Origin of the sequence: Streptomyces sp. CB03238 (assembly GCF_002099185.1) — a bacterium.
Classification (GTDB): domain Bacteria; phylum Actinomycetota; class Actinomycetes; order Streptomycetales; family Streptomycetaceae; genus Streptomyces.
In genome coordinates this window covers 1-11,100 of sequence record NZ_NBCN01000053.1, presented here as the reverse complement: position 1 = coordinate 11,100, position 11,100 = coordinate 1, and the positions used below count along the sequence as shown (strand labels likewise).

General features: G+C 70.3%; 7 protein-coding genes and 1 pseudogene. 5 read left to right on the top strand and 3 right to left on the bottom strand.

Annotated elements, in window-relative coordinates; all coding sequences use genetic code 11:
* The first annotated feature begins 329 nt into the window (after nt 1–329).
* The 4 genes from BKD26_RS38775 (at nt 330) to BKD26_RS41890 (ending at nt 4,419) form a co-directional block, all read left to right on the top strand.
* Nucleotides 330–1,139: an ATP-binding protein gene (locus BKD26_RS38775; protein ID WP_241519056.1), complete on the top strand. Its 810-nt coding sequence runs from the start codon at nt 330–332 to the stop codon at nt 1,137–1,139.
* Nucleotides 1,140–1,391: 252 nt separating this feature from the next.
* Entirely contained in the window at nt 1,392–3,083 is a 1,692-nt protein-coding gene (locus BKD26_RS38770; protein ID WP_084907974.1) for a Mu transposase C-terminal domain-containing protein, read from the top strand.
* Nucleotides 3,080–3,823 carry an ATP-binding protein gene (locus BKD26_RS38765; RefSeq protein WP_179166885.1) on the top strand — a complete coding sequence of 248 codons (744 nt, stop codon included), beginning with the start codon at nt 3,080–3,082 and terminating at the stop codon, nt 3,821–3,823. The genes BKD26_RS38770 and BKD26_RS38765 overlap by 4 nt, the downstream gene beginning before the upstream one ends.
* An 11-nt stretch (nt 3,824–3,834) precedes the next feature.
* On the top strand, nt 3,835–4,419 hold the full coding sequence (locus BKD26_RS41890; protein WP_241519055.1) for a hypothetical protein: 585 nt from the start codon (nt 3,835–3,837) through the stop codon (nt 4,417–4,419).
* A gap of 559 nt (nt 4,420–4,978) precedes the next feature.
* On the opposite strand, the gene BKD26_RS41885 is transcribed toward BKD26_RS41890, so the two are convergent.
* Complete coding sequence (locus BKD26_RS41885) at nt 4,979–5,182, bottom strand: terminal protein Tpg-like protein (RefSeq protein WP_241519057.1); 204 nt, start codon at nt 5,180–5,182, stop codon at nt 4,979–4,981.
* A 198-nt stretch (nt 5,183–5,380) separates the two neighbouring features.
* Nucleotides 5,381–5,536: pseudogene (locus tag BKD26_RS41880) on the bottom strand (XRE family transcriptional regulator); the annotation flags it as partial.
* 522 nt (nt 5,537–6,058) lie between these two features.
* Here BKD26_RS41880 and BKD26_RS38750 point away from each other — a divergent pair.
* Nucleotides 6,059–6,412, top strand: coding sequence for a hypothetical protein (locus tag BKD26_RS38750; protein WP_084907970.1), 354 nt, complete (start codon nt 6,059–6,061; stop codon nt 6,410–6,412).
* 1,137 nt (nt 6,413–7,549) lie between these two features.
* On the opposite strand, the gene BKD26_RS38745 is transcribed toward BKD26_RS38750, so the two are convergent.
* The gene (locus BKD26_RS38745) at nt 7,550–10,210 is read right to left on the bottom strand and encodes a DEAD/DEAH box helicase (protein ID WP_084907967.1); all 2,661 of its coding nucleotides are present in this window, start codon (nt 10,208–10,210) and stop codon (nt 7,550–7,552) included.
* Nucleotides 10,211–11,100 lie beyond the last annotated feature (890 nt).

The following is an 11,100-nucleotide window of genomic DNA, read 5'->3' as shown; positions in this document are numbered from 1 at the left end:
TGCGATGTGCCGGGGTTGGTGTCAGTGGAGTGGTGTCAGTGACGGCATGTCAGGCCGGTGCGTTGTCGCTGGTCGGCCCTTGAGCGAGGGCGGGGTCACTGCAGTGGGGTGGTGCATGCGCGGGCAACAGCTGTCATGGGGTGGTACACCCCGCTCCGCTCCGCTGTCTCAGGAACGGTACTTCTGATCCTTCCGAGGGGTGCGCGGCTGCACCGTGGTGGGTGTCGGTGTCCGCGGTCGGAAGGGCGTGGGGTGAGCGAGCCGGGCGTGTGGGGTGAGGTCACGGCTGGGCTGAAGCGCGTCTGGTGCGGACGTCGTCGGTGCGGGCGGTGGCCGAGGCGGCCGGGCAGGCGATGGCGGTTCAGGGCGCGGTGTGTGTGTTCGGCGACCCGGGCCGGGGCAAGACCGTCGCCGTGCGGATGGCGCTCCATGCAGTGCCTCCGGGCTGGAAGGTGACGTGGGTGCCGGTGCCGGTGCGCCCGTCGGTGGCCGGCATGCGGCGGGCGGTGTTCGACGCTCTGGCGCTGCCGGGCCGCTTCCCGCACACGTCGGCGCGGGCCGACGCCGTGGTGGCGGGGGCTCTGGGCGAGGCGCGGGTGCTGGTGGTCGATGAGGCGCAGCGCCTGCCCGTGCCCTGCCTGGAGTACCTGCAGAGCCTGTGGGACCACCCCGGCACGCGGATCACGCTGGTGCTGTGCGGGGCGGGCAGCGAACGGGCACTGGCCCGGCTCCCGCAGCTGGCATCGCGCATCGGCGCGTGGCAGGAGGTTCCACGCCTGGCCGCAACGGAAGCAGCGGCCGCGATGACCGGCTTCCACCCGCTGTGGCGCACCGTCCCGGCCTCGGATCTGACGTGGTGGCTTTGTTCACGACTTCGAGCAGCACTTGTTCACGGCTCGGGGAGGCGCCTGGTGACCCCGAGAGCCGATGTTCATGAGAACGGGAGGCACCCGCCCGCGGTCGGCAACGGCGCGACGGCCGGTGCGGCCTCCGCCCGTAGCCAGCGCTTTTGCCGGGACCGCCGTGGCGCGGTCGACGGCGATCCGCCGGCCACCACTGCGGTGATGTCCGTTCTCGTGAACATCGGACGCGGGCAGGTGCCTCCCGAACTGCTGTCGAAACGCTGCCCTACGACGTGAACAGAGCCAGACGTGGATCGATCAGTCGTGCGCGCACGGCACGTTCCGCACGTGGGCCGCTTTGACTGCGCACCTGCAGAACGCGCTGCTCACCACTGCTGACGCAGTCGTTAACCGGGCTTTGCTGGGGCGGCTGTTTAAGCGGGTCGCGCCGCCGCTGTGACCGGAGCGCTTTTGCACGGGCGGGAGGGCGGTCGCGCGTTTCCGGCACCTGGCAATAGACGACGTCCCACCCGCGTGAGGGGAGCTGACATGGAGGACGATGACGCGGTCCGCGCAGGCGGCGGACTGCCTGCGGCGTCGAGGACGGCGCTGCGTGGTCCGGCCGTGCGGCGGCTGCTCGCACTGCGCGCGGGGAAGAAGCTGACGGCAGGGCATGTACGGGTGGCTGCGGACGCGCTGGGGGTGTCGGAGCGCACGGTGTGGCGGTGGCTGGCTGCCGCTCAGAGCGATGAGACCGCAGCCGCCTACCCCGGCGCACGGTCCCGGGCCGATGCGAGGTTCACGATCACGCCCGTAGTCCGTGGACTGCTGGCACTGTGGAAGGGGAACGTGCGGGCGGTTCACCGCGAGCTGGTTGTGCGTGCCGCTCGGCAGTCTCCGCCCGCAGATGCACCGTCGCTGACGACGCTGCACCGGGCTATCCGCCGTGATCTGACGCCGGGGGAGCGGGCCGGACTCGCCGGTAGGGAGCGGGCGGCGCGCAAGCATGATGTGTTCCTGGCCCGGCCGCGGGGCTGGCGCAACCAGGTGTGGGAGACCGACCACATGCCGGTGCCGGTGCTGGTCGATGTCGACGGCAGGGCACGCAGGCCGTGGATCACCTGGTTCACCGACTGTGCGACGAACGCGATCACCGGTGTCGCGGTCACGCCGGTGCATCCGTCGCGGGAGTCGGTGCTGGCCGCGCTGCGCTCCTCGGTCTTGCGCGAGGAACCCTACGGCCCCTTCGGGGGCCTGCCGGAGAAGGTACGGGTGGACCGCGGCAAGGACTTCCTGTCCCGGACGGTGACCGCCGCGTTCGATCTGCTGGACGTCACGGTGGAGGACCTGCCCGCCTACACCCCTCATCTCAAGGGCACCGTGGAGGGGCTGAACCGGGCGGTGGAGAGCATGTTCCTGGCCGCGCTGCCCGGCTATGCCCGCCAGCCGCGCCCCGGCAAACGCTCCGGCCGCCCGAAGGACGAGGTGCTGCTCGGGTTCGAGGATTTCACCGCCCGGCTGCTGGCCTGGACACGGTGGTGGAACACCGAACATCAGCCCGCGCCCTTGCGAGGCAAGACTCCGCTTGAGGCGTGGCAGGACGATCCCACCCCGCTGCGGGACGTACCGGCCGCGGATCTGTGGACGTTCACTCTCGAAGACGCCGGCACCCGCACGCTGACCACCCGCGGCATCCGCTTCAAGAAACGCGACTACGTGGGTGCGTGGATGACCGGCCAGGCCGGGATCCAGGTCCGCATCCGCTTCATGCCCCACCACGACCACCGCATCGAGGTCTACCACACGGTCACCGGCCGTTACCTGGGGCCGGCGGATCTGGCCGATCAGGCCACCGAGGAACAGGTCAGCGCCGTACGGCGGGCACGGGCCGCCCGCGCCCGCCGTCTGAAGAAGGACCTCGAAGCATCCCAGCGGGAGCGCTACGCCGCCGTCACCCAGGCCGAGCCCCCTCGGCGGCTCGGCGCGCTGACCGGTGCGCAGGCCGACGCCGAACTCGCCCAGAGTGCCGGCACCAGTCTGTCGCAGCTTGCGCTGCCGGACGTCATCCCGCCCGCTGCACCCCCGGCCGACTGGTGCACCCCGGCTTCCCTGGTCGCGCTGACCACGCCGAGCAGGCCCGCCCCACCCCCGGCCAGCCGTGACGTCACCGCAACAGCCCCGGACAGCCCGGACAGACGGGCCGCACCTCCCACCACCGACGAAGACGGAGACGCCTCGTGACCGCGGCCACCTACCAGTACGTCGACCTGCCCGACGCCTCCGTGGTCACCACCCGCGCCCTGCTCACCGCCCGGGACAACATCACCGACACCGTCGCCGCCCGGGCCATGATGTGCATCCACGGCGGCGCCGGCTTCGGCAAGACCCTCGCCGTCAACACCTGCCTGCACGAACTCGAACCCGGCGAGGACGTCCGCAAGATCACCTTCCGCGCCCGGCCCACCGCCCGCGCGGTGCGCTACGAACTGTTCACCGCCCTCGACCTGGCCGGTGAACCACCGCGCCACCCCAGCGAGTTCGACCGGCTGCTGAAGACGGCCCTGGCCGAACGCCCCCGCACCTTCCTGGTCGACGAGGCCCAGTGGCTCAACGGCGAGGCTTTCGAATACTTCCGCTACCTGTGGGACGAACCAGCCACCCAGCTCGCCATCATCTTCGTCGGCGGCGAGGGCTGCCACACCGTGCTGCGCCGCGAACCGATGCTCTCCTCCCGCATCTTCATCTGGCAGCACTTCACCCGCCTCAACCCCGACGAGGTCCTCGAGGTCATCCCTCTGTTCCACCCGGTCTGGGCCGACGCCGACCCCGACGACATCGCCTTCGCCGACAGCCACGCAGCCCACGGCAACTTCCGCGCCTGGGCCCAGCTGACCGCCCATACCCGCACCGCACTGGCCCGCACCGGTCGCGCCCGCGTGGACCAGGAGCTGCTGCGCTGGGCCTTCAGCCGCCTCGCCTGACCACACCGCCCATGCCTCCCGCCCCACCGCTGCCGCCCGTCACCGTGGTTCTCGACCGCCACGACGACGCGCTGCACACGCACACCGCCCTGGCCGCCCACCATCCACCGTCCGGCCGGATCACTCTGCACCCTGGCCCGGGCACCACCAGTGAAACCGGCCTCGCCCACGACCTTCTCGCCGCTCTCGGTAAACCGCCCCTGCTCCCGGGCCGCTTCCCTGCCGGCCGTCAGCCCGCCTGGGAAGCCGCTGCCGCCTGGATGACCGCCCTGCCCGTCACCCGGCTGACCGTCCTGCGCGCCCACCGCCTCACCGCCCGCCGCACGATGCGCCTCCTGCAGCTACAGGCCATCACCGGTATCCACCTGACCTTGGTCTGCCGCCGCCCTCACCTTCCCGCCGCCCTGCACCAGGTCCTGCGGACGGCCGACTACTCCGTCACCGCCGACTTCGAGGAAGCCCGCCGCCACTACCACGGCACGCCTATCGCCGAACCCCCGCCTGCAGGCGAGCCCCCCGGGCCGGCCAGCCGGTGGCTCACCCTGCCCGCACTGGACCGCCTCGTCTCCTACGACAGCCCCCCGCCCCTGCGCTGACCCATGCAAGCCGCCCCCGATCATCTGGCGGCATCGCCCACCGCCCGCTCCTCTCACCGCGCCCACCGCCCAGAAAGTCGCCCACCGGCTTCACACGGCGACCGCACACCCCCGCCTCGCCGCGGCCGTCGCCGCCGCACTGTTCACCGGCGCATCCCTCCAGCAACTCGCCACCGCCCGCCCCCGCGACTACCACGACGCCGCGGCCACGCTCGCCCTGCACGACCGCGCCCGCTACACCGACGGCTGCGCCGCCTACCCCGTACCCGACTGGGCGGGCATCTTCCTGCAGGCCTCGGCCTGCTTCACCCGGCTCGTATCCGGCGAGGATCAGGAGCTGCTCGCCGCGCCAGGCGACCGTGGGCACCTGCTGCGCGTGGCAGAGACGGCCAGGCTGCGCCCGCCACAGCCGCCCGCGGCCCGCCGCCAAGGCCCGGTCGGCCGGGTGGAGTGGGACTGGCGCGAACGGCAGGAAGCCGAGAGGTATGAAGCGATGCCGGCCAGGCGTGCCGGGCCCTCACGACGGTGAACACCTTGGCGTCCGGTCGAAAGGAGAGGCTTATCCGATCGAGAAGTCGGCGAATTCCAGGTCGCTGAAGGCGATGTGCAGGCCGTGAGAGCGGCGGCCCCCGTCGCGGAAATAGGCGTGCCCCAGCGCGCGGGCGAGGAGCACCGTCTGCTGCTGCTCGCCCGCGCCGGCATCCCGGGCGGCGAACAGCTCCCGGGCTACCTCTCCAGGCAGGTACTGCGTGATCCACCGCACCCGCGGATCGTCCGAGGACCCTGCCGGAGCCGCGGACCCGAATCGCGCCCTGGTATGGAAGACGAAGCCTTCCGCCTCGGCCTGGGCGCGCCGACGAGCCCGTACTCGGGGCTGCCACCGAGCCAGGACCGCTTCCTCGATCGCCCGGACCTGCATCCGACCCGGCGGACGACGTGCTCCGGACTTCTTCGTTACCCACCGCTGCACGGTGCGCTGCGACACCCCCAGCACGGTGGCCACCTTCCGGGTGGAACCCTGGTGCGTCGCGAGCAGAAATCGTAGGCGGGCCGCGGTGCTTGAGGGAACGGGCCGGGTGCGCAACGTGCGCTCCAGTCCCTGCTCGACCTGTCCCACGTCTGCCTCTCCAAGCGGCCAGCCGACGGGACCAGACCCCGCAGTTCGTAGCGTCAGTTCTCCCACACCGCCCGCCCTCTGCCTGCCAGTTCCTGAATTTTCGGGACGGCCCCGCCTGGCGCAGGCTATGAGCCCCTGAGGGAGCACCGGCGACAGGCCGGCGGCGCGGGTCAGGAAGGACGTCGTCGACCGCGAGCTGGAGACCGCCCCCGACCGGCGGAACCCGCCCCGGGATCCCTCGGTCCGCAGGCTGGGCCAGCAGCACTCTGGCAGGCCGTTACGAAACCTCTTGCTGCTCCCTCTCTTCCCAATGCCCTCTGACCTGCGGAAATTGGCTGGTTGGCGGTGCGTGCTTGTAGCGGGGCGGTAACTTGGCTACGGTCCGGCTCGGACGGGCAGTCGTGTGCCCGGACAGCTTGCCCCGCCCCGTGCGGGGTTTTTTGTTGCCGAACTGCTGATGGGCCCCGACACCGCTGGTGTCGGGGCCCATCAGCGTTTTTGGAGCTGGAGGAGTAGGCGCGAGTGGACAATACGTTGGCCGTGATCCTGCTGGTCGGGTTCGCCCTGTTGTTGCTGTGCTCTGTCGTTGTGGTGGCGATCGTGTTCTTCTCGCGCACCGCCGACAGGGTGGTGGAGCGTACCCGGCCGGAGGACCTGCCTCGGGTGCTGGAGTCGGTGGGGCGGACCCTGTCGGGTCTGGTGGTGGCGCTGGGCCGGGGCATCCGACAGGCGCTGCCTGTCGGCAGCCAGGCTGGTACGCCCCAGCCGCAGGTGGATCCGGCGTCGAGTGTGGCGGCCACGGATCCCAGGGCTGGTGTGGTGGAGCCGACGGGCGGTGCGGAGACGGGGAGCGGGACGGAGGGGGCGGTCTTGTGACGAGGCGGAAGATCTACGGGCCTGACCGAGACCCAGTGTCCCGACACGTGGGCGAGCCTTTGCTAGACCGCGCGCTGCGCGGACTGCTTAAGCCGGGTGAACTGCAACTGCTCAAGGAATTCGTCCACGGCCTGCACCCCGACCAGATCGCTCGGAAACACGGAACGACTGCCTCATTCGTGGAAAGCGCCCTGGCCGGCATCCTCCATAAGATCAAGGAGTCCCCACACAGCGACGCACTGCTGGAGGACCTGCGCTCGCGCGGCGGCCCCCGCTTCTCCTCCCTGCTCTGGGAAGGCCACTCCGAGGTACCGGTCGTGCACCGCTGCGCGCGGGAGACGTGCGCCAAGCTGTTCGACCAGCCGCCGACCGGCCGCGCTCGCGAGTTCTGCTCCAACGCCTGCCGACAGGCCGCCTACCGCGATCGCCGCCGTGCAGAACGATCCCCCGACCGCCAGAGAGCCCGCTCCGCCCCGTCGGCCGACGCGCGCCGCGGGTTCCGGCTGCGCAAGAGCCTGCCAGAACCGCCCGCGCCTCGCAGTGCACGGGGGTCGCTCCTCCGGTACCTGAATGCTCTCTCGGACCGCATTGGACGGTCACCGGCTCTCGCGACCGGTGTGCCGGTCCCGGGACGGTCCGGGGCGGTCTTTGGCCGGGTCGGGTTCGGGAAAACGAATCTATTGGGGGTGATGAGTCCCCTCGTGGTTGATGGCCAGCACCGTCTCGCCTCGATGACATCCCTGTGGCAGCTCATCCAGCGGCCTGCGACACCTGAGTTTGCGCTCCGGCCTGAGGCGTCTTTGACAAGCCCGCTGCACGCTCGGCTCCCGGTGCCGGACGGTCGCGCTGTGCCGTGCAAGGTGGTGCCCTTCCCGGGCGCTGCGATCCGGTACGAGGCCTGGAGTTCGGCTCCGGGGACAGGGCCCGTCCCCAACCGACGCGACAAGGGGGGAGGCTGGTCACGGTGCGGCCAGCGTTATGCACAACCTCGTCCTGGACGGGGCCGTTCGCGCCGGTGACAAGCCTGGTGAGGTTCCTCACCTCAGATCCGAGGAGGGATCAGAGCCGACGCCGAGGTGCACCGCGGGCAGGCAGGCCGTGCACGGCGGCCGGGGCGCGGCCAGCAGTTTCCGTCTGCTACGCCCACTCCACGCCCAGCTCCCACAGCGCGTCCCGCTGCTCCTGGGTGAGCTTGTCCCGCCGGGTTTTGGTGTTAGAGACCCATACGCCCAGCTTCACGACCACCGGCTCCGCTTCGCCGTCGACCATGATCTCTTCGCTGTGGCTGCGCGGTACAGGCCGGTGGGCGCCTTCCCGTTCCACCCACTGGTCGAGGGCGGCCAGGCCGCGCTGGAATGCCTGCTGCGCCTTAGTCGGTCCCTTCACCGTACGCGCGGTCGCCGCGGCGGGAGACGGCGCCTCAAGCGGTTTGATGCCCAGCCTGGACAACCGCTCCTGCTGTTCGGTCGACAGCTGCGCCCAAGTAGCTGGCTGCTTCTGCCGCTGAAGCCACCGCCCGATGTCGTCGCCGTCCATCAGGACGCCGGGTGCGATGTCAGGCAGGCTGCCGTCGGCGTCGACGAGGTCCGCGAGGACGCGGTAGTGCCGCTGCCAGTCCAGGGGCCACGGGCAGTCCCAGTCCGGGTCGATCGCGGTGAGCTGCGCCGCGCGTACGGCGGCCCGCTCCGGGTCCTTGCCCAGGCCGCTCTTGGCTCCCTTGCGCCGGAGGTTGGCCATGTGCTGGCCGACGGGCACCATTGCCTCGCCCTCACCCCAGATGGCGTCCTGGCGGGGCGCGAGGTGCCCGGTGGCCCGCCGGTACGACCTGAGTGCGGCGAGCTTGTTCTCCCAGGCTTCCTCGCCGGGCTCCCACACCATCCCGGCTTCCGGCGCGTCCAGCAGCTCCTTGCGGTGCGGATCGAGTTCGCCGGCCCGCAGCGCCTTGCGCTGCTGGTGCACCCACCGCCCCAGGGGAAAGTCCTTGGTGACGCCGACCTCGACCTCGGTGTCGTAGGGCACGGCGTACAGGCCGGTGATCTTGTTCTCGGCTCGCCATCGGAGCAGGGCTTGGTAGCCCTCGAGCCACGCCAGGGACTCCGGCCGGTACACCCGCGTGCGCAGGAACGATGCGATGGTCGCCGCGTCCCGGGGAGAGGAGAAGTGCAGCAGCGCCGACTCGACCACACCGCTGGTGCCGTCATGCTCCTGGTCCTCGCCCACCTCGCCGACGATCCGCCCGCCTTCGTCACGCCGGAGGTGCACCTTGCGCTGTCCATGAGTGAGGGCGCGGGAGGCAAGTTGCTCGACCAGGCGCTCATCGTGGGAGCGCAGGCCCTGAAGGACGGCTACGAGGGGGCGGAAGCTGGCGGAGGCGACCATGTCCTGCGGGTCCTCGCCGGGCTGGAGGAAGACGGGCACGATGATGCGGGCGACCTTGGTGGTGCCGTCGCGGTTGAGGCGCAGCGCGCGGCCGATGTTCTGCACGATCTCCACCTGCGAGCCGCGGGTGTCGGCGAAGCAGACGGCCTCGACACCCCGTTCGCCGGTGATGTCGACGCCTTCGCCGAGCACGCGAACGCTGGCGAGGAAGGCGCGGTGGACCCGGCGGCCGGCTGCGTCGATTCCGTTGGCGAACTGCCGCAGCACCTCGCGCCGCTCGGACACGAGGTGGTCGCCGCACAGCCACGCCGCCCACACCCGGTCCGGCGGGACGTGCCGTCCGGCCTCCAGCTCGTAGAACTCCGCGTCGATCGACGACGCGGGGAGCCGGTCCGCGGCCGCCAGGTCGTCGTTCGAGGTGTTGTTGACGTACAGCTGAGCGGCCGCCTCCGGCATCCTCTCCGCGAACGCCGCAGCTTCCTCCACCTTCTGGTGGAACGTCATGACCGTGCGCAGGTTCCACCTTGCGGAGTGCTCCAGGAGCGCCGTCTGCAGAAGCGCCAGGCGTCGGCCCCGCTGCGCCTCCTCCGACTCTCCCAGGACCGGCGACGGGTCGTGGATCTCCAGCACGTCGATTTCGAAACCCGCGAGGATGCCCCGCTCGATCGCCTCGCTCAGCCCGAGCTCGGCAAGCCAGGGACCGTAGGTCTGGGAGTCCTGGCCCATCGACGCGATCTCCAGCTCCTGGCCGTCCGCGCCCTTCTGCGGCCGGGGCGCGGCGAGGATGCGTGGGGTCGCGCTCAGGTAGAGCCGGAAGTCGGCGGGGATGCGGGCGTTGTCGTGGATCGCCGCCCACGGCCGACCGAGATCACCAGCGGTTCCGTGGGCCTCATCCACGATCGTGAGGTCGAAGCCTGCCATCTGCTGGCCGTACAGGCGCTCTCCGCCCGCCAGGGCTGCCTCCAGCGGCCCGCGAACGCGTACCTGGCCCGTCGGGTCGTCGAAGTCCTCGCGGTCCACCAGGGAGGCGTACGTGGCGAACACGACCACCGGTCCGGATCCGGCCCACAGGGCGAGCTGGATCGGGTTGGTGGTGGTGCGCACCCCCAGCTCATTGACGACCGGGTCGTTCTCCAGCGAGCACACTGCGACCATCGGGGCCCGGTGCCCCACCAGGCGCCACGCCTGGGCGGTCTGCACGAGCAGGTCCAGAGTTGGCACGGTGACGAGGATCCGGCCGTCCGCGAACGACTCCAGCGCGCACGCGGCGGCCGTGATCGTCTTGCCCGAGCCGGTCGCTGACACGATCGTGCCCCGGGCACCCTGCGGGGGCACGGATGACCTTGCAGGGAATCCCACCCACTTACGGAAACGCGCTTTCTGGTCTACCTGGTGTTCCCGGAGTTGGATCACCGGCATTCAATGTCTCCTATTTTCTGAGTTCAGAGGTAATTCATACAGAGGCGAGCAGAATCTACTCTGAAAGCCTGCCTCTCCACTTGTCACCCAGTCAGAGTGCCTCGGTGCAACATCGGTTCACGACCTTCCTTGACCGAAAAGAACATGGTCACGAGAGGAGCAGCACATTAGAATTTTGGTCATGGCTAACGACTTCTGCGAGGTTATGTTCCTTCCATCTTCCCAGTGCGACCATTGCCGTTCAGCACAATCAAATCTCCCCCGAAGGGTGTACATCACGAAGGGCGGCAGTGTTTACCACCGCACACCAAACTGCGAAGGCCTCAAGGACGGCCAACGGTATGCCCGTTGGAAAGGCCACGATGTCCACGACATCGAGTCTGTCCCACGCAGTGACGTCCAAGCGAGGCTTGGCGCCTGCGAGGTATGCCGCCCCGACCTGCCACCACCCTCCTGGTAAGAAAACACCCGGCCCGGATCGTTGGCGGGTGTCCCGTGCTTCCGCCAACGGTACATGCTGCATCAACCTGATGCACACGCACACTAGAACCCGACACGAACGTGCGACCCCCACCCCCACATAGCCGGCCCGGCCCGCGCCAGCGGGCCCCAACGGTCCTGGAGGCGCAGCCGGAAGAGCCGTTGAGGCGGGGAAGCGCAGCGGACCCGCCACCCCCCGCCTGAAGCGAAGCGGAAGGCCGGGAAATGGGCCGAAGGCCCACCGCTGCGGGAGCGCAGCGAACGCAGCGTCACCCCCGGTGCGCAGCACCGGGGGTGAGTGGGACGCGCAGCGTCCCACCAGTGCTCCCGCGGAGCGGGAGCGCAACACCCGTGCGAAGCACGGGTGTTCGTTTGCGCATCGCGCAGCGATGCGGCACCCGCGCCGCGGG

Excerpts from the sequence above, each read along its gene's own strand:
- BKD26_RS38770 (WP_084907974.1), top strand. The coding sequence starts at position 1,392 with ATGGAGGACGATGACGCGGTCCGCGCAGGCGGCGGACTGCCTGCGGCG.
- BKD26_RS41890 (WP_241519055.1), top strand. The coding sequence starts at position 3,835 with ATGCCTCCCGCCCCACCGCTGCCGCCCGTCACCGTGGTTCTCGACCGC.
- BKD26_RS38745 (WP_084907967.1), bottom strand. The coding sequence starts at position 10,210 with ATGCCGGTGATCCAACTCCGGGAACACCAGGTAGACCAGAAAGCGCGT.